This is a genomic window from Pseudomonas sp. R1-1, assembly GCF_051132135.1.
In the GTDB taxonomy this organism is placed as follows: domain Bacteria; phylum Pseudomonadota; class Gammaproteobacteria; order Pseudomonadales; family Pseudomonadaceae; genus Aquipseudomonas.
In genome coordinates this window covers 3,603,478-3,628,609 of record NZ_CP071663.1, presented here as the reverse complement: position 1 = coordinate 3,628,609, position 25,132 = coordinate 3,603,478, and the positions used below count along the sequence as shown (strand labels likewise).

The following is a 25,132-nucleotide window of genomic DNA, read 5'->3' as shown; positions in this document are numbered from 1 at the left end:
TGGCGACTAACGGCATTTTGCGCAAAGTGCGGGAAATGACTGGGGGATTTGTTGGTTTTTTGTTGGGCAGAGTGCTGAGGTGGCAGTTCCGGCCCCATCGCTGGCAAGCCAGCTCCCACAGGTTCCTGCGTCGTGCGTGCGATTTGTGCAACACATCGATCACTGTGGGAGCTGGCTTGCCAGCGATGGGGCCAGACCAAGCGGTATCAAACTTCGTTGATGAACGTGCCAGTCCCATCAAGGATGTTCTTGAGGGTCTCGACCACCTCATCCATATCCACCATATCCGGATTGAAGCTGATCTCCAGCACATCATCCCCGTTCAACGCATCGGCATCCGCCGCGGCGATCTCGATCTTCAACAGATTCGAACTCAAGGTGACCTTGACGCCCTCCAGCGTCGACGGCTCGCCATCCAGGGTGATCTCCAGCTCATCCTCATCCGGGTAGCGGCTCATCAAGAACATCTCGCTCTTGTCGCTGTGGCAGCAGAGCATGGCCATGTTGTCTTCTTCGTCATCGCACGGGTTGACGATGAGCAGGGCGGTGGTCATTTGCATGGGAGGATTCCTGGTTAGCCGGGCGCGGCGGATGCGCCAAAAAGCTGATTTTGCCAGCCCGATGAAGATTTTGCTGCGATGGTTGCGGGATTTTTGTTTTGTGCACCACCATTTTTTGATAAGGCGACAGGGAATATAGAAAAAGCAGCGATGCAGCATGAACGGGACCAGGAAGTACAAACAAATGGAATTTGCTGAGTAATAAACCGAGAAGGAAATAATGTTGATGCCAAAAATACGCCCATATTTTCCCTTGGCTGTTGCCAGATCGCTGGAATTTACATAAAAGTTCCATGCATAAACAACAAAAAGAAAACCGCCCCCCACAAGAATGACAAGGTAGCGTTTAAGAGTCATCTCATCAAATTGTGCGGGGTCAAATTCTATAGTAAAGGCTTGGTAGGTTGAGAACAAAGCCAGGCAGGGGCCGAATATAGCCACGTAGTTTGCCGTTGCCTTCGAGCTGAAGGGGAAAAAAGAGGACCAGAATCCGATACGGCCAAGTAGTTGATTGTCCAGAAAGTCGTCGATAATAAAGTCAAAGCTGCTTTGCGGATATGCGGGCAAAAAAAGGTTTATGAAGAAAATAGGGGCGCAAAATAGTGCGAATGCTAACAATAGAGGAGTCTGTCGGAATTTATTTTTATTCATGAGGAAGCTCGGATATACCACGGTTTCAAGTGGTTCAATCGGGCTTGAGACGCTGTAATCGACTCAAGCCCTGCAAAAAAGCAATGGTTATTCTGGCGATGCAGTATTGATTTGCTCGAGAATCATGTTGTTGATTTTTTCTACGTTATTTGCATCCAGCATGAATGCTGCCACTGCGATCAATAACCCAGCCGCCACGATGACCGGTGCGCTGGTGGCTGCGGCTGCAGGAAGAAGCGCGACAGCGGCAGCCACCATCACACCAACCGCGATCCCTGCGGCGATACTCTCAAGCTCCAGCATCAGGGGTTTCCAGTTGCCGTCCCGGAAGCCAGTTACGGTCTTTTCTATAACAGAATGCGCCTGCACGATTTTCCCGGTCACGCCAAAACCTTTGGCGAGCCGATTTACGTTGTCCGTGTAAGTCGCTTTGTCCAGGGCATTCAGCGCGTCCGCGATCGCTCGCGTATCCTGCGGGCTTAGCCTCGCATTGCGATTCGTGCGGACTCTTTCAAAAGTCTGCATCGCTTCGTCGTAGCCTCTGATCTTCTTCCCCGAAATATCCTTCTGAAGATCCAGTACTATCTGGTGCAGGTTGGCACCATGTTGTTCAAGAATGTATTTGTTCGCATCGGCCACGAAAGCTACGGCGCGTTTGTAGTCTTCAAGGCGTTCGGCTTCTGCTTCGGACTCGATCCGCTTTTTTTCGTCCTCCAGACGTCTGGCTTCTGCCAGCGCTGCCTGCCGAGCTTGTTCTGCCGCATGCTTGCGCACTTCCTCGGCGCGTCTTGCTGCATCAGCAGTTTGTTGCACGGCAATAGCCTCAGCCTGGCGACGTTCCACTTCTGCATACAACTTGGTTTGTCTGTTCTGAAGGCTTGCGATTTGATCATTGAGAATCATTGCATTGTAAGTGGCCTCCAGCTTTGCATATAGTTTTGCGGTTTTTACAACTTTCAGTTGCTGTTGCAGTTCGTTGTTTTTCTTGAATAATAATTCATTGACTATGTTCAGGGTGCGTGACAGCCATGCGTCGGGTGTTACGTTTGCAAGGGGCGGGTGTGCATTGTCGACTTGGTTTAATTCAGACTGCAGGTTGGTTTCAAGATTTTGTTTGCGTGCATGGAAGTCGTTTTGAATGGCGAGTGTGAATCCGTGCATTGGATTACCCAAAGGGTAATTCTTGCTGATATCGCCGCGAATCTTTTTCGGGTTCAGATTGATGATTTCCCACGAACCGTCGCGGTAAGTAATTATTCCTGGTAATTCCAGCTGAGACATTTGCAAGTTCCTTGTGCGTTTGAAGCCCGATCCGTCAGGCGTCAGGTGTTTCATATTGTTAGCGCTCTATGGAAGTTCGAACAAGTCGCAGTGTCCTAAAGTGTTCTGATAATTGTGTGGGTCATTTCGATGCGGTTTGTAAGAAAAGATGAAGCGGTTTTTAACTGTTTGTTTTTATGTGATTTGTTTAAGCGAAACTTGATAAGTTCGGCGATGCTGGATGGTGTGATCAGCCCTCGCGGTAACGTTGTTGTCAAACAGCCTGCAAACCGACCCGCGACAACCGCCTGCGCTGAACCGGATGCGACGCTCAGGGTCGGTAAAAAGGCCCTAAGGGTTTTCGTTTCCGGATATGTAAGGTCCAAAAGGAGGTGTCCTGGCACGAGAGTCCTGTAAATCCGGGCTTTCGAACCTGCGTTTTGCCTCTCGCCTGCTAGGGTTGAAGCAGGCTAAACCCAGCATTTACGTGCCGATGACCGAATATGTCGCAGCACCGCAAGCAGACACATTGTCGCACCCTTTAAGCTGCGCATCGGATGGGCACCCGTAAAGGCATTGTCGGCAGTCAGGACAGTCGCTTTTGCAGCTGCCCATCCAATGGAAGGTGAATGTGACCTGAGGGTCTCGTCCAGCTTCACCCACCTGTCACCCTGTTTCCTCTGCCCGAGAATCAGGAACAGGGCGACACAGGCCCCGAAAGGGGTGTTGCACGCGACGCTTTCCATCAATAACAAGCTTAAGCGGAGTACCACAGATGGCGTTCTTCACCGCAGCCAGCAAAGCCGACTTCCAGCACCAACTGCAAGCGGCACTGGCGCAGCACATCAGTGAACAGGCACTGCCACAAGTGGCGCTGTTCGCTGAACAATTCTTCGGCATCATTTCTCTGGACGAGCTGACTCAACGTCGCCTCTCCGACCTCGCTGGCTGTACTCTTTCCGCGTGGCGCCTGCTTGAGCGCTTCGATCACGCGCAACCGCAAGTGCGCGTCTACAACCCTGATTACGAACGCCACGGCTGGCAGTCGACCCACACTGCGGTCGAAGTCCTGCACCACGACCTGCCATTCCTGGTCGACTCGGTGCGCACCGAGCTGAACCGCCGCGGCTACAGCATCCACACCCTGCAAACCACCGTGCTCAGCGTACGCCGTGGCAGCAAGGGCGAGCTGCTGGAAATCCTGCCAAAAGGCAGCACCGGCGAAGATGTGCTGCACGAATCGCTGATGTACCTGGAAATCGACCGCTGCGCCAATGCGGCCGAGCTGAACGTGCTGAGCAAAGAGCTGGAACAGGTGCTCGGTGAAGTCCGCGTCGCGGTCGCCGATTTCGAGCCGATGAAAGCCAAGGTGCAGGAAATCCTCGGCAAGCTCGACGCCAGCGCATTCGCTATCGATGCCGATGAAAAGAACGAAATCAAAAGCTTCCTGGAATGGCTGGTGGGCAACCACTTCACCTTCCTTGGCTACGAAGAATTCGTGGTCACCGATCAGGCCGACGGCGGCCACATCGAGTATGACCAGAACTCCTTCCTCGGCCTGACCAAACTGCTGCGCACCGGCCTGACCTACGAAGACCTGCGCATCGAAGACTACGCCGTTGCCTACTTGCGTGAACCGACTCCGCTGTCGTTCGCCAAGGCCGCGCACCCGAGCCGTGTGCACCGCCCGGCTTACCCTGACTATGTGTCGATCCGCGAGATCGACGCCGATGGCAAGGTCATCAAGGAACACCGCTTCATGGGCCTGTACACCTCCTCGGTGTATGGCGAGAGCGTGCGGGTCATCCCGTTCATTCGTCGCAAAGTCGAAGAAATCGAACGTCGCTCGGGCTTCCAGTCCAAGGCTCACCTGGGCAAGGAACTGGCGCAGGTGCTCGAAGTGCTGCCGCGTGACGACCTGTTCCAGACCCCGGTCGACGAACTGTTCACCACGGTGATGTCGATCGTGCAGATCCAGGAGCGCAACAAGATCCGCGTGTTCCTGCGCAAAGACCCGTACGGGCGTTTCTGCTACTGCCTGGCCTACGTGCCGCGCGACATCTATTCCACCGAAGTTCGCCAGAAGATCCAGCAAGTGCTGATGGAGCGCCTGAAGGCTTCCGATTGCGAATTCTGGACGTTCTTCTCCGAGTCGGTACTGGCGCGCGTGCAGTTGATTCTGCGCGTCGACCCGAAAAACCGTCTCGACATCGACCCGGTGCTGCTGGAAAAAGAAGTGGTTCAGGCCTGCCGCAGCTGGCAGGACGATTACGCCGCACTGACCGTCGAAAGCTTCGGCGAAGCCCACGGCACCAACGTGCTGGCGGATTTCCCGAAAGGCTTCCCGGCCGGCTACCGCGAGCGTTTCGCGGCGCATTCGGCCGTGGTCGACATGCAACACCTGCTGAGCCTCAACGAAAAGAATCCGCTGGTGATGAGCTTCTATCAGCCGCTGGGCCAGGTTTCCGGCCAGCGCGAGCTGCATTGCAAGCTGTATCACGCCGACACGCCGCTGGCGCTGTCCGACGTATTGCCGATCCTGGAAAACCTCGGCCTGCGCGTGCTGGGTGAATTCCCGTACCGTCTGCGTCACACCAATGGTCGCGAGTTCTGGATTCACGATTTCGCGTTCACCGCCGCTGAAGGTCTGGACCTCGACATCCAGCAACTCAACGACACCCTGCAAGACGCCTTCGTCCACATCGTCAGCGGCGACGCCGAAAACGATGCGTTCAACCGTCTGGTGCTGACCGCCGGCCTGCCATGGCGCGACGTTGCGCTGCTGCGTGCCTACGCGCGTTACCTGAAGCAGATTCGTCTGGGCTTCGATCTGGGCTACATCGCCAGCACCCTGAACAACCACACCGACATCGCTCGCGAACTGACCCGGTTGTTCAAGACCCGCTTCTATCTGGCGCGCAAGCTCAGCGACGATGATCTGGAAGACAAGCAACTGCGTCTGGAACAAGCGATTCTGACCGCACTGGACGACGTCCAGGTGCTCAACGAAGACCGCATCCTGCGTCGTTACCTCGACCTGATCAAAGCCACGCTGCGCACCAACTTCTATCAGACTGACGCCAACGGACAGAACAAGTCGTACTTCAGCTTCAAGTTCAACCCGCACGCGATTCCTGAACTGCCGAAGCCAGTGCCGAAGTTCGAAATCTTCGTTTACTCGCCACGCGTTGAAGGCGTGCACCTGCGCTTCGGTAACGTCGCTCGTGGTGGCCTGCGCTGGTCCGACCGTGAAGAAGACTTCCGTACCGAAGTTCTTGGCCTGGTAAAAGCCCAGCAAGTGAAGAACTCGGTCATCGTGCCAGTGGGCGCGAAGGGCGGCTTCCTGCCGCGTCGTCTGCCACTGGGCGGCAGCCGTGACGAGATCGCGGCCGAAGGCATCGCCTGCTACCGCATCTTCATTTCCGGTCTGCTGGACATCACCGACAACCTGAAAGACGGCGCGCTGGTACCGCCGGCCAACGTCGTGCGTCATGACGACGACGACCCGTACCTGGTCGTGGCAGCAGACAAGGGCACTGCAACCTTCTCCGACATCGCCAACGGCATCGCCATCGACTACGGCTTCTGGCTGGGTGACGCATTTGCCTCCGGTGGTTCGGCTGGTTACGACCACAAGAAAATGGGCATCACCGCCAAAGGCGCGTGGGTTGGCGTACAACGCCACTTCCGCGAACGCGGCATCAATGTTCAGGAAGACAGCATCACTGTGGTGGGCGTCGGCGACATGGCCGGTGACGTGTTCGGTAACGGCCTGTTGATGTCCGACAAGCTGCAACTGGTCGCGGCCTTCAACCACATGCACATTTTCATCGACCCGAATCCGAACCCGGCGACCAGCTTCGTCGAGCGTCAGCGTCTGTTCGACCTGCCGCGTTCGGCCTGGACCGACTACGACACCAGCATCATGTCCGAAGGTGGCGGGATCTTCTCGCGCAGCGCGAAGAGCATCGCGATCAGCCCGCAGATGAAAGAACGCTTCGACATCAAGGCTGACAAACTGACCCCGACCGAACTGCTCAATGCCTTGCTCAAGGCCCCGGTGGATCTGCTGTGGAACGGCGGTATCGGCACGTACGTCAAGGCCAGCACCGAAAGCCATGCAGACGTCGGCGACAAGGCCAACGATGCATTGCGCGTCAACGGCAACGAGCTGCGCTGCAAAGTCGTGGGCGAGGGCGGTAACCTCGGCATGACCCAACTGGGTCGTGTGGAGTTCGGTCTCAATGGCGGCGGTTCCAACACCGACTTCATCGACAACGCCGGTGGCGTGGACTGCTCCGACCACGAAGTGAACATCAAGATCCTGCTGAACGAAGTGGTTCAGGCCGGTGACATGACCGACAAGCAACGCAACCAGTTGCTGGCGAGCATGACCGACGAAGTCGGCAATCTGGTGCTGGGCAACAACTACAAGCAGACTCAGGCCCTGTCCCTGGCGGCGCGTCGCGCGTATGCGCGCATCGCTGAGTACAAGCGTCTGATGAGCGATCTGGAAGGCCGCGGCAAGCTGGATCGTGCCATCGAGTTCCTGCCGACCGAAGAGCAATTGGCCGAGCGTATCGCTGAAGGCCACGGCCTGACCCGTCCTGAGCTGTCGGTGTTGATCTCCTACAGCAAGATCGACCTCAAGGAGCAGCTGCTGGGCTCGCAGGTACCGGATGACGATTACCTGACCCGCGACATGGAAACGGCGTTCCCGCCGACCCTGGTCAGCAAGTTCTCCGAAGCCATGCGTCGTCACCGTCTGAAGCGCGAGATCGTCAGCACCCAGATCGCCAACGACCTGGTCAACCACATGGGCATCACCTTCGTTCAACGACTCAAAGAGTCGACCGGCATGAGCCCGGCGAACGTGGCGGGCGCTTATGTGATCGTGCGCGACATCTTCCACCTCCCGCACTGGTTCCGTCAGATCGAAGCGCTGGATTATCAGGTATCCGCTGACGTGCAACTGGAGCTGATGGACGAGCTGATGCGTCTGGGTCGCCGTGCCACGCGCTGGTTTCTGCGTGCCCGTCGCAACGAGCAGAACGCTGCCCGTGACGTCGCGCACTTCGGTCCGCACCTGAAAGAGCTGGGTCTGAAACTCGACGAACTGCTCAGCGGCGAAATCCGCGAAAACTGGCAGGCGCGTTATCAGGCTTACGTGGCTGCCGGTGTGCCGGAACTGCTGGCGCGTATGGTTGCAGGCACTTCGCACCTGTACACGCTGCTGCCGATCATCGAAGCCTCCGACGTCACCGGGCAGAACCCGGCCGAAGTGGCCAAGGCCTACTTCGCCGTCGGTTCGGCGCTGGACGTGACCTGGTACCTGCAACAGATCAGCGCGCTGCCGGTTGAAAACAACTGGCAGGCGCTGGCCCGTGAAGCGTTCCGTGACGACGTCGACTGGCAGCAACGCGCGATCACCATCTCCGTCCTGCAACAGGGCGACGGCACCCAGGACGTGGAAGCACGCCTGGCGCTGTGGATGGAACAGCACGAAAGCATGATCTCGCGCTGGCGCGCCATGCTGGTGGAAATCCGCGCCGCGAGCGGCACGGACTACGCCATGTATGCCGTCGCCAACCGTGAACTGCTGGATCTGGCGTTGAGCGGGCAGACGATCGTGCCTGTGGCTGCTGCGAATGCCGAGCTGGAACTGGCGTAAGTAGTGGTTGAATGAAAAAGCCCCGGTGTCGTGAGATGCCGGGGCTTTTTTGTACCTGTCAGCTACGGGAGAAAACGCAATATTGCGGGGACTCTATAACCATCGCGCGTCACGTTTCCGCCGGCAAGGATGCGACCGTTGCTTTGCAATGCAATCTGCCTCGCACTACCCTCGCTCGGGAATGTACTCAAACCGCCTTCGCCAAAGTCGGTATCGAGAGGTCCGCCCGGATAATAACGCCCCAGCCTGCCAAGACGTCTATCATAGTCCCAGCCTGCCAACACGATTTTGCCGTCTTCCTGGATTGCCATGGCTTCCCAACGAAAAATAAATCCAGGCGGTGAGAGCACCGGATTGCCGTGATTGAAGGTAGTGTCGACATGGCCGTCTTTGTCAAGCCTGGTCAGGAAACCTTCCTTTACCGCCCCATTAGCTGTGCCGCCAGTTACCCATAGCTGAGACCCCGGCCCTTGTTGCATATCCATTACTTCCGCGTGGAGATAATCAGGGCCCTGGAAGAGTGCATACCCTTGGGTTGCGAATGAATGCTCAAGCTTTCCGTTCTGGTTATATGCTGCCAGCATCCCATATCCAGCGTCCCCAGATATATGTCCACTGACAATAATGCGCTCACCTTGGATGATACTTAGTGACCTAGGGGATATCTCTTCTTCCTTATAACTGACTTTCGTGTATCCGATGTCGTTGAAGGACGAGTCCAGTTGACCGGTATCTGTAAATCGAACGAGATAAGGACCATAGTTATGACCCGCCCTGCCATAAAACAGTATTTTGCCATCGCTAAGTACTCTACAAGCGTTTGACGAAGAGCCCACGCTGTCGGGTTCAGAGTCGGTGGCAGTTGAGCGTTCCGGTCTAATGCTCAGCGACATTACCACTTGGCCGTCAAGGGAAAACGAAGTGTCTGGATTGCCCTGCGGTGTGAAGCGCGCTAAACAAACTGCACCGTCGTCTCTGAATTGGTTACCGGTGATCAGCACCCGATCTTTCAGATCGACATTGATCGTCAAGGCTTGTGATTGGGAGGCATCGCCAAAAAGTCCAGAAACACGTCCTGCGTCACCGAAGGTTGTATCGACCTTTCCCTCAGAGGTGAGACGATCAACGTAGAATCTATTGTCCTCTGTCCGTCCCGCTGCATATATTCTGTCTTGCCTGTCCACCATCAGTGCGAAAATATGGTCGACACCTTGGAAGGTAAATTCGCCATTTACCCCGAACGAAGGATCGAGGCTTCCTGCTTTGCTTTCTTTGTTTTCCATTGTCTGCTCCATGAGTTCGCGCCCTGTCGGGATGGAAGATCACAAGGACGGTTCATTCATTAGGACGCCGGTCGCCGAGGCTGTCTACTGTAAGACCTGACAGTAGACAAGTATCGAATTGCGTGGTTTAAGCACGGTAGTCAACAGGATTGAGCTTGCTACTTTGCGACTCGATCAACCTGTCTGATAAAGATTTAAAACAAGAATGCCGGGGTATTTGATGCCAGAGGATTTTCTGGTGTCCGATCCAGCGCTATCGCGAGCAGGCCCACTCCTACAAGTGGAGCGCATTCCTATTGTAGGAGTGAGCCTGCTCGCGATAGCGTCATTTGATTCAATACAACTTCGGACTTTGTTTACCTTCAAGCATCGACACAGCCCCCGCCGGCCGCGCCACCAGATTGCTCAGTGCCCGATCAAACGCTTGCAACGCCCGAACCTGCACTTCCTGCTGCTGATTGATATCGGCAACAATCTCCTCCGAACGTTTGAAATCCGCCCACACCGGTGTCAGCTCTCTGGCCTCGGAGCCTTTTGCCGTGCCGATGTAATTGAGCTGTGCATCATAAAAATCGGCACTGACATTGGCCTTGATGTCGGAGCTGCGCGAGGTGATCAACTGGCTGTGGGTGTCGATGATCGCCACGACATCCGGGTTGGCGGCGCGCAGGCTTTGCATGTCCGGGTACACCGTCACCGAGCCGAACTTGCGTTGCAGGGAGGCGTTGACCCATTCCACTGCCATGTCCGGTTTTGAACTGGCGACGTAGGCGTCGTGGATCGATTGCACCAGCAGGCTCTGGCCGAAACCGGTGCCGGCGTTGGCCTGGTAGTCGCGCAGGTATTGGCGGTTGGTCTGGGTGCTTGGGCTGTAGATCACGCCAAGGGACACGCCTGGGCCGCTTTTAACCTGGGTTGAGCTGCTGCGGCCGGTCGGGTGGGGCAGAAGCGTGTCGAGGGATGAAACCGCTTGCGGCGCGGTGGGGACCGAACAGGCGGACAAGGTTAAAAGCGATAAGGCGAAGGCACTGACTAACGCACGGTTCATGGTGTTACTCCCGTGAGACAACAGCAGTCGGTAAGTTCTGAGTGTCGTCATTGACGACGGAGTATGCAGACTAAACCCGTCAACCTGACAATTGCCTGAGGCAAATGCGCGTCGCTAGTTTTATTTGCTGTAACCCATGGCGGGTAATGACTGGCGGAAATTAAAAAGCGCCAATCCACGATTGGCGCCGGTTTATTTATGGCTGGTTGCGCAGCCATCAGTTTTTCAGCGGGATCAACACAGGTTCGTCCGGGGCCAGGACCATGAACACCAGCAACCTGGCAGGCTTGCTCTGGCTGGCGTTTTTCGACACCAGATGCTCGGAGCCGGCCGCTTCGTACCAGAATTGACCTTTCTTGTAAGTGACCGGTTGTTCACCTTTGACCTGGGAAATCACTTCGCCTTCCAGCACATATGCCATCGCCGTGCCGTCGTGTTTGTGGGCGATGGAGGATTGGCTGGGCTGGTAGTCGACCTCGATCATCATGGCTTTTTTGCCGGGGGCGTTTTTCAGCAGTTGCTCTTGCAGCACGGTGACTTTTTCCGAGGGATCATGGGCCAGGGCGGCGGTCGAAAGACTGAAGGCGAGGGCGGCGGCGAGCAGGGGCAGGGCTTTCATGGCGGGTTACCTGTGAGGGGGGGGGTGTGGCTTCACGGTAATCCGCGGGAGGTGGCGTGCAAACGGCCAATGTTCGGGAAGATGGGGTGACCAATTGCTGGCGTCCGACAGTTTTTCGGTGCGGCACAAGACGCTTTCGCGAGCAGGCTCGCTCCCACAGGGATTCGGGTATGGAGTGAGATTTATTGCTTGGCAAATACCCATGTAGGAGTGAGCCTGCTCGCGATAGCGGTGGGTCAGGCACTACCAATGTTGACCAGGCTGACGCCTTCGCGAGCAGGCTCGCTCCCACAGGGTCCAAGGTTGCTCAGATATATCGTGAGCAAACACATAACCTTGTGGGAGCGAGCTTGCTCGCGAAAGGGCCGGTTCAGACGATGGGAAAGCTGTTGAAATCCACACTATTGGCCAGCCGGCTATCGATCAGGTCGATGAAGCCCTGCGCCTCGGGCCGGTTGAAATGCGCTTGCATCGCCGCTTCCGACTGCCAGCGCGCGCTGACTGTCCAGCGGTGGCTGTCTTCGGGGCAGCGGTCGACCAGGTAGGAATCGCAACCGGGAGTTTCGCGCAGGGTGTCGACGATCTTCTGCAACTGCTTGCCCAGCTCCTCCGAACGGCCGGCGGCAGCCTGCACCTGCACGGTGTTGATCACTTCGTTGGACATTGCTCACACTCCTGAATCAGGCCGGACGAATCCTGCTCATTGAGGGATAACGCCTGTGCAGAATAGGCCTGCAACCCTCGAAGACCAATAACCAATCGGCGGTTAAATCCTTAGGCCAATGGCTCAGGTGAGCTGTTCGAGGATGTCGCGCAGGCGATCCAGCGCGGTGTCGATGTCCAGGGTTTCGATCGCGCCGAAGCCGAAATACAGACCGTTTTTCGCCGGTTGCTGGTAATAGAAACCGTTGATCGCGTACAGGCCAACCTCGACCTTTTTCGCCAGCTCGATCACCAGCGGCAAGTCGATCGGCACCTTGCACCACACGGTCATATGGAAACCGGCACTCGGTGGCACCGCTTCCAGCCACGGCGACAGATCATCGGCCATGCGCGCCAGAATGCGCTCGCGGCGCTGAGCGTAAATCGTGTGACAGCGACGGATATGCTTAAGCAGGCAACCCTCGGCGATGAACTTGGCCAGCGCCCATTGCGGCAGGGTCGAGGCGTGCAGGTCGGTCAGTTGCTTGGCGCGGATCACCGCTTCGAGGATCGCCGGCGGTAGAATCGCGTAACCCAGACGCAGCTCCGGCAGCAGTGTTTTCGAGAAGGTGCCGACGTACGCGACGATGCCGCGCTGGTCGAGGCTGAACAGGGAATCGGTCGGCCGGCCTTCGTAGCGGAACTCGCTGTCGTAGTCGTCTTCGATGATGATTGCGCCCAGCTCATGGGCGCGGGCCAGCAAAGCTTCGCGGCGCGCGTGACTCATCGGCATGCCCAGCGGGAACTGGTGCGATGGCGTGACATAAATGAGGCGCGTGCCATCGGGAATGTGCTCGACCTGCATGCCTTCGGCATCCACCGGAACGCCGACCACTTCGGCGCCATGGGTGCCGAACAGCAGGCGAGCCGGCGGATAGCCGGGATCTTCCATCGCCACGATGCTGCCGGGACGAGTGAGCACGCGGCTGATCAGGTCCAGCGCCTGTTGCGCGCCGTTGCACACGACGATGTCCTCGTCCTGACAATTGACCCCACGGGAAAACGCGATGTGTCGGGCAATCGCGTTGCGCAGCGCCGGCAGGCCTTCGGGCAGGCTGTAAAAGCCTTTGGACTGGGCCATCTGGCGCATCGCGTGAGACACGCAGCGGCGCCAGTCATCGTGGGGGAACTGGCCCTTGCTGGTGGCACCGCCGATGAAGTCGTAACGCAGCGAACCTTCCAGCGTCGGATGGCGCAGGAATACCGGCAGATTGCACCAGCTCTCGATCACCTCGGCACTGGCCAGCTCGCTGTGGCTCTGTTTGCGCTGGATCTGCGCCGGGCGGGCGTTGACGTAGGTGCCTTTGCCGACGACCCCGGTGAGGAAGTTTTCGTAGGTCAGCTGCGCGTAGGTATCGGAAATGGTCTTGCGCGAGATGCCCAGTTGCTCGGCGAGCAAGCGGCTGGGGGGCAATTGTGTACCCGCCGCCAGCCGCCCGGACTCGATCGCCCCGCGCAGTTGCTGATACAACTGACCGGCCAGATCCTTGCGGCCGTTGATCACGACATGAAGTTCCATACCGACGCGGCTCCGGGGGCGGTGAATGAAGTGTCGGCCAGATTACTGCTATTGCCGGACTGGCAATAGTTGCCTACCGCAAATACCCGGAATTGGCCTACAACCTGTGGGAGCTAGCCTGCTAGCGATGAGGCCGCAACAGGCACCATCTCGGTTGACTGACCCACCGTCATCGCTAGCAGGGCTAGCTCCCACAGGGTCGGTGTAAGGCTTGAGATCAGTGGTGTAGCGGTTTTTCGAAATATTGGGGCTGTAACCCGCGCCCGTCAGCGCTTACGGTGCACTCATCATTCTGTCCACCGAGACCTGCCCATGTCCCCGCGCCTGGATTACTACAACGCTTCGCCCAAGGCGATGAAAGCGATGATTGCCATGGAGGCGCTGACCGCCAACCTGAGTATCGAGCCGCCGTTGCTGCAATTGATCCGGATCCGCGCTTCGCAGCTCAACGGCTGCGCATTCTGCACCGACATGCATTCGGTGGACGCGCGGCGGGCCGGGGAGAGTGATCGGCGCCTGTATGCGATTGCGGTGTGGCGCGACAGCAACTTCTTCAACCCGCGCGAGCGAGCTGCGCTGGCCTGGGCAGAAGCGGTGACGCTGCTGGCGGACAGCCGCGTACCGGATGACGTTTATCAGCAGGCGCGCGAGCAGTTCAGTGAAGGTGAACTGGTCGACCTGACCATGGCGGTGACCACGATCAACAGCTGGAATCGCCTCGCCGTCAGCTTCCGCCAAGTCCCCAGCGACTGAGCTTCGGACTACCGAAGGTGCGCGCTGATCGTTCCCACGCTCCCGCGTGGGAATGCCTCAACGGACGCTCTGCGTTCGGCTCTGGAGGGGACGCAGAGCGTCCCGGGCTGCATGCCCACGCAGAGCGTGGGAACGCTCCGGGAGGCACGGCTTTGGTCACGATCATTCCCACGCTCCCGCGTGGGAATGCCGCAACGGACGCTCTGCGTTCGGCTCTGGGGGGGGACGCGGAGCGTCCCGGGCTGCATTCCCACGCAGAGCGTGGGAACGATCAGTTGGGGCGGGTGGGTTTATTTATGATCGTTCCCACGCTCCCGCGTGGGAATGCCTCAACGGACGCTCTGCGTTCGGCTTTGGAGGGGACGCGGAGCGTCCCGGGCTGCATGCCCACGCAGAGCGTGGGAACGATCCGGGAGGCACGGCTTCGGTCATGATCGTTCCCACGCTCCCGCGTGGGAATGCCGCAACGGACGCTCCGCGTTCGGCTTTGGAGGGGACGCGGAGCGTCCCGGGCTGCATGCCCACGCAGAGCGTGGGAACGATCAGTGGGGCGAGGGTGGGTTTACTGCGGTGGGCGTTGCGGTTTTACCGAGGTGCCGAAGGTGTTGCCCATTCGCGTGCTGGTCGCGGCCGGTGTCGCCAGGCCGACCTGATTCGGCGGTCGCTTGCTAACCGGCACATTCAGCGCTTCAAGGTTCTTCTGCGCCGCCGCTGCGCCGTCGGGGTTGTTGCCCATTTGCTGGCTCAGGCAATCGTAATTCGGGGCTTTGTAGCGGCCGACCGTCACCTCCACGCAACCCAGCGGTTCCTCTGCATAAGCGCTCGACACGGCGGTCAGCAACAGCCCGCCGAGGATGATTCGCCACGATGTTTTCATGCTCGCCTCCTGGCCGGCCGATGCGGCCGCGCGATGCCTCGAGTCTAGTGCAAGCCTTGCGTAAATCCCGTGATGGTTTTTTTGCACCGGCCGTCACACCAGATTCATAAACAGCCCTCAGGATGACATTTTCAAGGATTCGTCAGCCGTGCAGCGAGGCACTTCCCGAGGCGGTTTTCAGCGTTCAACGATTCTTGTGCGCCGGATCTGTCTGGGGTGGTTGCTTGGCTGCGCGGCGAGCCCGGTCGGCGCGCAACCGCCGCCCGCGGACATGCGCATGACCCTGCACATTCCAGCACAGGATCTTGCGCATGCTCTGGACCAGTACAGCCACGCCACCGGCGTCGCGGTGCTGGTCGACAGTCAGTTGAGTCGCGGTCGTCGCTCGTTGGCGGTGGACGGTGAATACACCGCCGCCGATGCCTTGCGTCGGCTGCTCGGCGGCAGTGGCTTGATGGCGCGGTATGCCCGCGCCGACGCGTTCACCCTGCAAGTGGCGCAGGTCGAAGACGTGCCGGCGCCGCCGCCAAAGCAGTCGGCGGAAAGCATCGCCGTCAGCCGCAGTTACGCCACAGCGGTGCAGGCCGCGGTCGAACGCAATCTGTGTCGCTCGCCGCTGACCCGGCCGGGCAGTTACCGCGCGCTGTTGCAGGTCTGGGTCGGGCGCGACGGCGTGGTGCAACACAACCGGTTGGTCACTTCGACCGGTGATGTACGGCGCGACAACGCGCTGGTTGAAAGCTTTCGTCAATTCAGGATCGACCGGCCGACGCCCAGTGCCTTGCGTCAGCCGGTCACGTTGCTGTTGTTACCGGAGTCGTCAGGGAAACGCATGGAATGCACCACATGGGAAGGAGTTTCCGGGGGATGAAAGACACCGGACAAGGGTCGCTGGCGCAACTGTTTCTGACGTCCTACGAGGACTTTCGCGGACGTCTGCGCCGCCGTCTCGGCTCGGAGGACCTGGCCAACGACGTGCTGCACGAAACCTGGCTGCGCGTCGACCGCATGGAGACGCCGCCGAACGTCCTGCGGCCCAATGCCTACCTCTATCGCATGGCCCTGAACATCGCCGCCGACCGCCGTCAGGCCGACGCGCGCCTTCTCACCGGCGAGGAAGTCGAAGAGCTGCTGCAGATCGGCGACGAATCGCTCGATCCGTCGCGGGTGGTCGGCGGGCAAAAGGAAATCCAGTCACTGCTCAGCGCCCTGTATGAACTGCCCGCGCGGCGTCGGCGAATCTTCATCGCCGCACGCCTGGAAGAGGCGCCGCACCTGGAAATCTCCCAGCGGTTTGGCATTTCCACGCGCATGGTCGAGAAGGAAATCAAAGCCGCATTGGGCTATTGCGCGGCGAAACTGGAAAGAAAAGTGTTTCAGCGGTTCGGTCGCGGGGCCGGAAAACCGTCTTCTGAATAGAGCCCGATCAATTGGTTGAGAATCTGCGCGTTTGAACATCTTTCGACTGACCCCTGCCGAACCCTCGGTGGCCGACAACCTGCACAGCGAAGCCCACGACTGGCTGATCCTGCTGACCTCTGGCCGCGCCACCGTCGCCGACGCCCGCGCCCTGCGCGAATGGTGCGCGCAGAGCGCCGCACATGCGCAGGCGTTCGAGCAGGCCAAAGTGTTGTGGCACAACCTGCAGCCCGCCGCGCAAGGCGTGCAGGCGCCGCGCGGGTTCGGTCGACGCGCCTTCCTCGGCGGCGCCATCGCCGCGTCAGCCGCTTTCCTGCTGGTGCGCGGCACCATCCCCGGCGGCTTCGAAGGGCTCGGCGCCGACTACATCACCGAAGTCGGCCAGCAACGCCGCGTCGAACCGGCGCAAGGCGTGAGCCTGGAACTCAACACCCAGACCCGCATCAACCAGCGCACTGTCGATAATGGCGTGCAGGGTTTCGAACTGGTCAGCGGCGAAGTCGAAGTACAAACCGCACGTTTGCCGCTGGCGATGCAGGCCGGAGGCGGGTGGTTACGAGCCAGTCAGGCCCGCTTCAACCTGCGCAACACCGACCAGCAAGTCTGCGTGACCTGCCTCGACGGAACGGTCGAAGTCGACGTAGACGGCCGCAGCCTGCGCCTCGAACCCGGCCAGCAAGTGACCTACGACGCCCGCCAGGTCGGCAGCGTCCAAACCGTCGACACCGCCGCCGTGATGAACTGGCGCCAACAAGTCCTGGTCTTCAACGGCGCCACCCTCAGCCAAATGATCGACGAAATCAACCGCTACCGCCCCGGCATGCTCCTGCTGCTCAACCGCGACCTCGGCCAACGCCGCGTCCAGGCCCGCTTCAACCTCAACCAACTCGCCGGCGTCGCCCTGTTGATCCGCGACGCCTACGGCATCAAATGCACCGAACTCCCAGGCGGCGTAGTCGTCCTCAGCTAAACCAATCCCTGTGGGAGCTGGCTCGCCAGCGATAGCGCCCTCAAACCCAACCAATCCCAAACTGCCTCACCCCAATCCAATTGTAGTAGTGAGCCTGCTCGCGATAGCTACCGACCAGCCAACCCATCTCCCACTGCCCAACCCCAATCCAATTGTAGGAGTGAGCCCGCTCGCGATAGCTATCCACCAACCAACCCATCTCCCACTGCCCAACCCCAATCCCTGTGGAAGCTGGCCAGCCAGCGATAACGCCCCCACAGCCAACCAATCCCAAACTGCCCCAACCCAATCCAATTGTAGGAGTGAGCCTGCTCGCGATAGCTACCGACCAGCCAACCCATCTCCCACTGCCCAACCCCAATCCCTGTGGGAGCTGGCTTGCCAGCGATAGCGCCCGCACATCCAACCAATCCCAAACTGACTCACCCCAATCCAATTGTAGGAGTGAGCCTGCTCGCGATAGCGCCATACCATCCAACCTCTCCATCAACTGACCCACCGCAATCGCGAGCAGGCTCACTCCTACACAAAAGCATCACTGCAACGGCCCAATCACCTGCCGATAAACCTCCACCCCCTGCGGCGTCCCCCGACTCAACCGAATCTCCAACCCCAGCGGATCCTCCCGCCGATTCCCACTCAACTGCCGCCAGCCCTTGTCCACCTCCCAAACCCGCACCTGCAAATCCCGCACATCCGCCAACACCGCCACGCCAGCCCCAGGCGCCGGCAGCGGATACCGACTGCGCGCCTCAGCCACCGCCCGATACAACGTGTCGCCCTTCAACCACCAGCGCACCCGCTGCATCGCCCCCGGCTGATCCGCCGCCGTGCGAATCACATCCAACCGAAACCCCTTGCTGTCACTGCTACGCACGGTAATCGCGGGCGGCGCAGTCGGCGGCTCATCATCCACGCCAACCTTGCGCGGCTCAGTCAACTCAACCCCCGCGCGCATATCCACATCACGCTGCAACTGATTCAACACCCGCAACAACCCGTCGCTCTGCTCACTGCTGGCCTGCAAATGCCGATCCGCCCGCGTCACACTGTCCAGCCCACGCCAGGCAATCAGACTGACCACCGCCATCAACAAAATCGCGACCATCACCTCGATCAGCGTAAACCCCTGTTGAGCCTTCATTGCAGACTGATCCGGCCCGAGCCATCACGCAGCACACTCAACCGATTCAAACCATCGGACAGCGTCACCTGCAACGGCGGATTGATCCACTCAGCATTCAGCACAACCCGCTGCTTCGGCTCCACACGCACCTCGACCTTCGGACTCTGCCACGCACGCGGGCGCAACTGCGCGTCATCCTTGAAATGCTCAAAGCCCCGACCACTGTCGCTACGCCGACTGAACCGAAATCCCTTGGCATCACTCACCCAGACAATCGGCCGCCCATCCGCACGCGCCTCCGCCTGCGCCACCTGCAGCAACTGCGCCACCCGCTCGGCATCCTTGCGCAGCAACTGCACAGGATCAGGCTTGATACTCAAACTGATCGCCGCACTGGCGATGCCGATGATCACCAGCACCACCATCAACTCGATCAGCGTAAAACCCCGTTGCTTGCCCGCGTCCATCGATCGCACGCTCCTTCGCGTCCCGCCATGTCCAGAACAGCCAAGATGCACCGCCAACATGTAAGGCGTGTGAAATAAAACGGAGAGAATTGCCGAGTAGGCTGGCAACAGGGACAAAAAGGAGATTCACCCCATGAGACTCACCACACGCTTTTCCCCACCGCAAATGGTCCAGGCCCTTGCGCTGCTCGCCGCACTGGTCGGCGTCGCGACATGGTCGTCGCTGCTGCTGACCAGCGCCGAATCGCACACACCGGCAGCGGCGCCGCAGTTGTTGGCGGCAAGGAGTGATAGCCCGGCATTGCAGTGGTTCTCCAACCAGACCGCGCCGGTGGATATCAAGGTGAGCGGCGTGATGGCGGGGAGTCGCGGGGCGGTGGCGATATTGAGTTTGAATGATGGACCGCCGAGGAGCTTTTTGGCGGGGGAGAGGGTTGGGGTTGGGGTGAGGTTGGTGGCGGTTGAGGGGGATGGGGTTGTGGTGGAGCAAGGGGGGGAGAGGGTGCGGTTGGGGGTGGAGAGGTTGGGGGAGGGGGTGGTTTTGCCTAGGTTGGTGAGGCCGTGATTTTTTGAATTTAAGCTGTTTTTTACAGATTGGATGGAGGGCAATTGAGGCGCATTTCAACGAAATGATCCGGAAAAGACGAGAGTTGCCGAGATGACTACTTGTCAAAAACCGCTTGGCCGTTAACGTCTGCTTTCGGCCATAAGCGGACGCTCTTAGCAGGTCAGCTTTCAGCCTGTAGCTGCTGTTGACTCCGATCGATATCGTCCGCAGATTGGAATTGACGACTTGAATGATAGAGAACATTAATTTCATCGAAATCAGCGGCATAGATATAGGAAAATTTAACCCAAACTGCCGAAAAAACGCTTGGCAAGTTGCCTTTGATCAAAGAACCTCGCTGATAAAATGGACGAATAGCTGGGTCTCAGCTGGCATGAGTGAACGAGTGGCCAAGTACAGTGAAAGGGATCGCGAATCTACGTTCCACGCCCGCACCATGCACATCAGACCACCGCGTTTGATCCAGCTCTGCTCATCCTACCTCCCGGTACTAGTACCATAACGCTTCATGCTTGGCGGCTTGGTCGTGCTTCCTAGCGGCTGTTAGCAGGTATCTGAAAATATCTTAAAAAGAGAGCGACAGACTATCTCGATGGGATGTCATTCTGCTAGCCTCTCAGAAAAAGGGGCGACATAAAGCACCAGTTCGCAAGCTGTTGTTTTCCCGCCATCCTTAAATACAAGCGGCTGCTTGCTGAAAGCAGTGAAGCTATAAACATTTTTTCAAGGATTAAAGGGATGTGGGAAGTTAGATTTCACCAAGATGGACCTGGCCTCAACGCCCCAAAAAAAGTTGCGATATACCCAACAGGATCGGGCTGGAATGATTTCGGCCACACATTGAGTGTAAATGTTAGGATCCTAATTAAAGGAGTTCATACAGACTATCCGGCTAGATTATTACCATTCGTTGAGGATTCCGCACAATCCTCAGTAACCGAATGGATAAAGTACCTTCAGGCTGCAAACGCAGATCAAACTAAATGGAAAGAAAGCAATAAGATTTTTCCTGACTACATAGTGGTCCTATCAACGCAAAAAAGTTATAATGATCTCGCCTCAAAAATGCCGCGTGCGGATTTTGAAAGCCTTCTTGTCGCCATTCATGAAATCAATGCTTTAGCTCATGCAGGTAAAATAACTAGTAGCACGTACGAAAAAGTCATTGAGACACAACAGTTTTCTGTTGCCGTGCTTCGATATTTAGGGCCTTACAAAGCTTTTCGTTTTGGTTTCAAATTAGCATTTCGTAGACAGCCACAGGAAGAAGCTAAAGTTCCGTTTAGCTTCTCAACGAAGCTACAAGGCTTTCAAAACGAGCATGTGATAAATTATCCATATCATGAGATAAAGTTCATTCCAGATAGAGTGCATTGCCTAATTGGGGTGAACGGAGTCGGAAAGACAAGATATCTAAATAATCTTGTGCTAGCTATTATGGCGAAACTAAACTCATCCATACCTGGCGAACTGACTTCAGAGCTATACGACTCTAACAAAAAGGCTATGAACCCGCAAGATTTTGGAGTCGTTGAATCTGACTGGATGAAGCTTCCAATATTTAGCAGGGTCATTACTTACTCTTCTGATCCTGGGAATATTTTACCTCGCAACACTAACCTTGAAGGACCTCTCGATTACCAGTATTTTGACATCGCGCTGGATAGCTCAGAATCGCTTCCAAGATTACTTGTTGATATCATACGAGACAACACGGATTTAATTGCTGATGAAAGTCGATTTTCATTACTAAAAAAAATACTACAAAAAGTAGTACCTTCTGCTAATTTGCTCGTGCCTATTCTTCGAGAAGCTGTTAGTTCGTCATATATTATTGACGACAATGGGAACAAATGGTTGGGGGTGAATTCGATTCGGGGAGGAGAAATGAGAGTCTTGGAAATACTGAGCCAAATTGACTTTTCACGAGACCTCGCATTTCAAGTGGATCAAAATCTGGCTACTCCCCTGAGTAGTGGGCAGAAAATGTACTTCCGCTTCGCCACTCATTTTTTGACAGCTGCCAGTCAGGGAACAATTGTCTTAATTGACGAGCCAGAAACACATCTACACCCAAATCTTGTCACCGAATTCATGAATTTGCTTTACATGGTGCTTGAAGCAACCTCATCTGTGGCACTGATTGCAACTCACTCTGCCTATGTCGTCCGTGAAGTTCCATCCCACTGCGCGCATGTGATAAAAACAGACGGATCAAAAAATGTAAGCGTCGAAGGTGTGTATATGAATACTCTTGGCGCCAGTGTGACCGCGTTATCGAACTCTGTTTTTGGAGATAGTCTTGTTACATCTTTTCACGCCAAGATAGCCTCTGAAATTGCAGCGTCAAATCTTAGCCTTAATGAAATTGTAGATAAATACAGCAGCTATTTAAGCATGGATATGCTTGTAAAAATTCGAGAGCTAATGAAGCAACAAGGAGAGTCGGATTGAGATCTCTCTCCTATAGACGTATTTTTGATAGATCCATTCTGGCGAGCATGGTTTCCCATTATAGAAGCTTAGCCTCTATCAGTGCACAAATAAAAACAGCCTACCGAGAGTACGTGCTAAAAAAGGGTTCGCCTTCTATTGTCCCAATTAAGATTGACGCAGTGCAGCGAGCAGATTTCGAAAATGCGTACTCCAACAAACCAATTGGAGCGGGTTTGAGTTGGATTTCGGAGTTGTATCTCAATGGGCTTAATAGCTGCCCATTCTGTGGAGGTGATGGCGCACGTACCATTGAACATTACTTGCCACAAACTTCCTATCCTGAGTTCTCCGTTTATAGTCTGAATCTATTACCCTCCTGCGGCAGTTGCAATAGCAAGCGAAACTCTTTAAATGCTCATGGAGCTGCAACAAGCCCGCTTCATCCCTACTTTGACAAACATATATTGAACAAATTGAATGTTTACACCATCGTAAGTCTTGACTGCGGCATAATTGGTTTTATTTTGTCATATGACCGCTCACCTTTTACTGAGGATGAGCAGTTGCGGATCGATCATCATATGGAAATATCCTTAGATGAGATATCCTACTTCAACAGGACTTTAGACTCGCTAGAGACACTAAGAATTTCGTCCGAAAAATACAGTTCACCTATGAAATTTCGGGCCGAAGTAATTGAAGACCAAATTTACATTAGCGAAAGAAAAAAAGACTACAACTCTTGGCATCACGCACTTTGCAAAGGCCTTGCGAAGCTTTCGGATGACGAGTTACAAATTATTTTTGGAGGTTCTTTTGGGACGAGAGCGAGTTTTCCGTCTCTTGGGTTCTAGATAAGTCTAACTTCATAGATGAGCGTATTTGTTGAAATCTTTCAGCTGACACGTAATTAGGTGGATGAGGATTTCGTCAGATTTACAAGGTTGTCGATGCTCTACGTTTTGACTGGCGATAATCCAAATGGCACTGAGCTGCTTGACCTTGATGAATGACTGCCCTTGGCCGAAAGCGGCCATTGCTATCCCGTTAAAAAGCAGCTCAACAAACGTGATGAGGGGCGGATCTATCTGACGCGACATGGCGACGAGGCTTCAATAAACACCAACGTTTAAAAGACATCTCCAAACACTCTCCCAGGCTACACCTCCTTGCGCCTTTGCCTACAGCTACGCCAGAATCCGCCGGCTTGTGGGCTTTTTACCTGGTCTATATCGTCTACGTGTCGCTGGTAACCCAGCGACCGGGTTTAGCGACCCGACCAGGTATAAGTTCAACGACGCTCCAGTTGTCGCAGACATTTGCGATGACGATATGGCGGCTGTGCGTGGGAGACCTTCGGGTCTGCCGGGTCTTATACCTCTCGGTTCGCTAACCCGCGTACAGCTGCCACCCTAATCTGTTTAGCGACAGGTTTTGGTGGTTCCACCAGGTATAAAAATAGAGATTCACTCATGATCAAACCAACCCCCAACCCACCCGAATCCAATCCCACATCCCCCTACGAATCCACTAACTCCAAAAAACTCCACGAAGCCGCCGACCGTGCGCTCGACCATTACCTCTGTCAGCCCGGTTCCACGCCGCCGCCACGTAAACACCGTGGGATGTACGCGGTAACTGCGGACAACAAAAACGAAGAACTGCTGATCGATGCCAGTGAAACGCTCGCTTCGGCCCAGACCCTTGCGCAGAACGTTGCCAGTCTGTTGCCGGCGTCGCAGCGGCGGGCGCTGTTGGGGATTTCGCAGTTGATCATGCTCGGGGAACTGGCGGTGAATCGGGCTTTGGATAATTTGCAGTTGCCGGAGTGATGCGGGGTAGGGCGGGCAGCGGTGGCACATGGGCTGTCTCTGTTGCCTGATCGGTCGCTATCGCCAGCAGGCTGGCTCCCACAGGGTTTTGTGTTGGTCTGATCTGGTCAAACGATACTGGACACGGTTATAGGGTTTAGATCATTTGTCACGCTGCCAAGGCTTCCGCGGCTACCGGAGTTCGATATCCGTTGTAGCTGTGTAGCCTGATCCGATTGTAATAATGGGTCAGATAGCGCAAAACATCTGCACTGGCCTCGTCTTCGTTTTGGTAACCAGCTTTAGGTATCCATTCAGATTTCAAGCTGCCAAAGAAACGCTCCATCGGGGCGTTATCCCAGCAGTTTCCTCGTCGACTCATGCTTTGCTTGATGCGCATGTCTGCCAGCGCTTCACGAAACATTTTACTGCTGTAATGACAGCCCTGATCCGAATGAAACATCAGGTTTTCAGGGCGTCCTCGCGACTCGAAAGCCATCTTTAACGCTCGACAAGTCAGAGCCGAATCTGGGCTTCTGGAGATCGCCCAGCCGACGATACGTCGGGCATGCAGATCAAGTACCGCAGCCAGATAAACCCAATAAGTACCGGCCCAAATGTAAGTCACGTCGCCACACCACACTTGATTGGGGGCCTCAACTTTGAATTTGCGCTCCAAATGGTTGGGAGCGTATTGCGCTTCCGCACCGCTGGTTTTGTAACGATGCCTACGCCGTTGCTGGCTCTTCAACCCGAGTTCACGCATCAGGCTGCGAGCCATGTAACGACCCACCGACTCCTTTTCATTGCACAACGCTTTTGACAGGCTCCGTGCGCCCATTGAACCGCGACTTTGCTCATGTAATTCGGCAGCCTTGATCTTTAGGCGATCGCGCTCGACATCCACTTTTGACCGCTGTTTCAGACGCTCGTAATAGCTGCTGCGGTTGATTCCAAAAACCCCACACAACTCGGATCTTGAATATTGCTCGCTTAACTCCTCGATCAGCCTTACCGATCGAGGGAATCCGACATCAAGAGAGCTGTAGCCTTTTTTAAGATTTCCTTCTCGCGCTCAATCCGTCGGATCGTTGCTTCCAGTTCCTGGATGCGTTGTTGGTCGACGGTCATGGCCTTGGACTTCTCAGGCGTCTTACCGCCACGCTCCGCGCGCAATTGCTCAACCCAGCGGCGCAGAGCTGTAGGCCCTACGCCCATTGCTTCGCAGGCTTCACTCACCGAGTAGTCTTTATCCAAAACCAGGCAAGCCGCATCCCGTTTGAAATCTGTCGAAAAATATCGTCTGGTCAAAATCACACCTCGTCGTTGGGCGTAGATTACCGCCCTTTAGGGGTGTCCAGAATCATTAAGCCAGATCAGTCGCGGATATTG

20 protein-coding genes are annotated in these 25,132 nt (G+C 56.4%); 9 read left to right on the top strand and 11 right to left on the bottom strand.

Features of this window, described 5'->3' with window-relative positions; translation table 11 throughout:
- Positions 1-206: 206 nt before the first annotated feature.
- Complete coding sequence (locus J3P75_RS16195; RefSeq protein WP_434711319.1) at positions 207-560, bottom strand: hypothetical protein; 354 nt, start codon at positions 558-560, stop codon at positions 207-209.
- Between the two features lie 738 nt (positions 561-1,298).
- Complete coding sequence (locus J3P75_RS16190) at positions 1,299-2,492, bottom strand: colicin-like pore-forming protein (protein WP_434707416.1); 1,194 nt, start codon at positions 2,490-2,492, stop codon at positions 1,299-1,301.
- Positions 2,493-3,246: 754 nt separating this feature from the next.
- Here J3P75_RS16190 and J3P75_RS16185 point away from each other — a divergent pair.
- Complete coding sequence (locus J3P75_RS16185; protein WP_434707415.1) at positions 3,247-8,142, top strand: NAD-glutamate dehydrogenase; 4,896 nt, start codon at positions 3,247-3,249, stop codon at positions 8,140-8,142.
- Positions 8,143-8,204: 62 nt separating this feature from the next.
- Here the strand turns inward: J3P75_RS16185 and J3P75_RS16180 are convergent, their stop codons facing one another.
- From J3P75_RS16180 to J3P75_RS16160, 5 genes are all read right to left on the bottom strand, one after another.
- Positions 8,205-9,425 (bottom strand): hypothetical protein, encoded by a 1,221-nt coding sequence (locus J3P75_RS16180; RefSeq protein WP_434707414.1) that lies wholly within the window; start codon positions 9,423-9,425, stop codon positions 8,205-8,207.
- 334 nt (positions 9,426-9,759) lie between these two features.
- A complete protein-coding gene (locus tag J3P75_RS16175) occupies positions 9,760-10,473 on the bottom strand; it encodes an ATPase (protein ID WP_434707413.1) in 714 nt (237 codons plus the stop codon).
- Between the two features lie 217 nt (positions 10,474-10,690).
- Positions 10,691-11,092 carry a cupin domain-containing protein gene (locus J3P75_RS16170; RefSeq protein WP_434707412.1) on the bottom strand — a complete coding sequence of 134 codons (402 nt, stop codon included), beginning with the start codon at positions 11,090-11,092 and terminating at the stop codon, positions 10,691-10,693.
- A gap of 370 nt (positions 11,093-11,462) precedes the next feature.
- On the bottom strand, positions 11,463-11,756 hold the full coding sequence (locus J3P75_RS16165; RefSeq protein WP_169430672.1) for a putative quinol monooxygenase: 294 nt from the start codon (positions 11,754-11,756) through the stop codon (positions 11,463-11,465).
- Between the two features lie 123 nt (positions 11,757-11,879).
- Positions 11,880-13,313, bottom strand: coding sequence for a PLP-dependent aminotransferase family protein (locus J3P75_RS16160; protein WP_434707410.1), 1,434 nt, complete (start codon positions 13,311-13,313; stop codon positions 11,880-11,882).
- 312 nt (positions 13,314-13,625) lie between these two features.
- On the opposite strand from J3P75_RS16160, the gene J3P75_RS16155 reads away from it, so the two are divergent.
- Positions 13,626-14,066: a carboxymuconolactone decarboxylase family protein gene (locus J3P75_RS16155; RefSeq protein ID WP_090282959.1), complete on the top strand. Its 441-nt coding sequence runs from the start codon at positions 13,626-13,628 to the stop codon at positions 14,064-14,066.
- 562 nt (positions 14,067-14,628) lie between these two features.
- Here the strand turns inward: J3P75_RS16155 and J3P75_RS16150 are convergent.
- Positions 14,629-14,943 carry a hypothetical protein gene (locus tag J3P75_RS16150; protein ID WP_434707409.1) on the bottom strand — a complete coding sequence of 105 codons (315 nt, stop codon included), beginning with the start codon at positions 14,941-14,943 and terminating at the stop codon, positions 14,629-14,631.
- Between the two features lie 148 nt (positions 14,944-15,091).
- Here J3P75_RS16150 and J3P75_RS16145 point away from each other — a divergent pair, with 148 nt between their 5' ends.
- The 3 genes from J3P75_RS16145 to J3P75_RS16135 are packed head-to-tail and all read left to right on the top strand — an operon-like array spanning position 15,092 to position 17,332.
- Positions 15,092-15,814 carry a secretin and TonB N-terminal domain-containing protein gene (locus J3P75_RS16145; protein ID WP_434707408.1) on the top strand — a complete coding sequence of 241 codons (723 nt, stop codon included), beginning with the start codon at positions 15,092-15,094 and terminating at the stop codon, positions 15,812-15,814.
- Positions 15,811-16,362 (top strand): RNA polymerase sigma factor, encoded by a 552-nt coding sequence (locus tag J3P75_RS16140; RefSeq protein WP_090282961.1) that lies wholly within the window; start codon positions 15,811-15,813, stop codon positions 16,360-16,362. The genes J3P75_RS16145 and J3P75_RS16140 overlap by 4 nt, the downstream gene beginning before the upstream one ends.
- Positions 16,363-16,393: 31 nt before the next feature.
- A complete protein-coding gene (locus J3P75_RS16135; protein WP_434707407.1) occupies positions 16,394-17,332 on the top strand; it encodes a FecR family protein in 939 nt (312 codons plus the stop codon).
- A 535-nt stretch (positions 17,333-17,867) separates the two neighbouring features.
- On the opposite strand, the gene J3P75_RS16130 is transcribed toward J3P75_RS16135, so the two are convergent.
- Positions 17,868-18,476: a prepilin-type N-terminal cleavage/methylation domain-containing protein gene (locus J3P75_RS16130; protein ID WP_434707406.1), complete on the bottom strand. Its 609-nt coding sequence runs from the start codon at positions 18,474-18,476 to the stop codon at positions 17,868-17,870.
- Positions 18,473-18,925, bottom strand: a complete 453-nt coding sequence (gene gspH / locus J3P75_RS16125) for a type II secretion system minor pseudopilin GspH (RefSeq protein WP_336354618.1) — start codon at positions 18,923-18,925, stop codon at positions 18,473-18,475. The genes J3P75_RS16130 and gspH overlap by 4 nt, the downstream gene beginning before the upstream one ends.
- Positions 18,926-19,058: 133 nt before the next feature.
- Here gspH and J3P75_RS16120 point away from each other — a divergent pair, with 133 nt between their 5' ends.
- The 4 genes from J3P75_RS16120 (at position 19,059) to J3P75_RS16105 (ending at position 23,761) form a co-directional block, all read left to right on the top strand.
- Complete coding sequence (locus J3P75_RS16120; RefSeq protein ID WP_434707405.1) at positions 19,059-19,490, top strand: type II secretion system protein N; 432 nt, start codon at positions 19,059-19,061, stop codon at positions 19,488-19,490.
- 741 nt (positions 19,491-20,231) lie between these two features.
- Positions 20,232-21,947 carry an AAA family ATPase gene (locus tag J3P75_RS16115; RefSeq protein WP_434707404.1) on the top strand — a complete coding sequence of 572 codons (1,716 nt, stop codon included), beginning with the start codon at positions 20,232-20,234 and terminating at the stop codon, positions 21,945-21,947.
- Entirely contained in the window at positions 21,944-22,783 is an 840-nt protein-coding gene (locus J3P75_RS16110) for a hypothetical protein (RefSeq protein ID WP_434707403.1), read from the top strand. Before J3P75_RS16115 ends, J3P75_RS16110 begins: the two co-directional genes overlap by 4 nt.
- A gap of 618 nt (positions 22,784-23,401) precedes the next feature.
- Positions 23,402-23,761: a DUF6124 family protein gene (locus tag J3P75_RS16105; protein ID WP_434707402.1), complete on the top strand. Its 360-nt coding sequence runs from the start codon at positions 23,402-23,404 to the stop codon at positions 23,759-23,761.
- A 148-nt stretch (positions 23,762-23,909) separates the two neighbouring features.
- On the opposite strand, the gene J3P75_RS16100 is transcribed toward J3P75_RS16105, so the two are convergent.
- A protein-coding gene (locus J3P75_RS16100; RefSeq protein ID WP_434707401.1) for an IS3 family transposase occupies positions 23,910-25,057 on the bottom strand; the annotation gives its coding sequence in 2 pieces (ribosomal slippage) (positions 23,910-24,802 and positions 24,802-25,057; 1,149 coding nt in all).
- Positions 25,058-25,132: the final 75 nt, after the last annotated feature.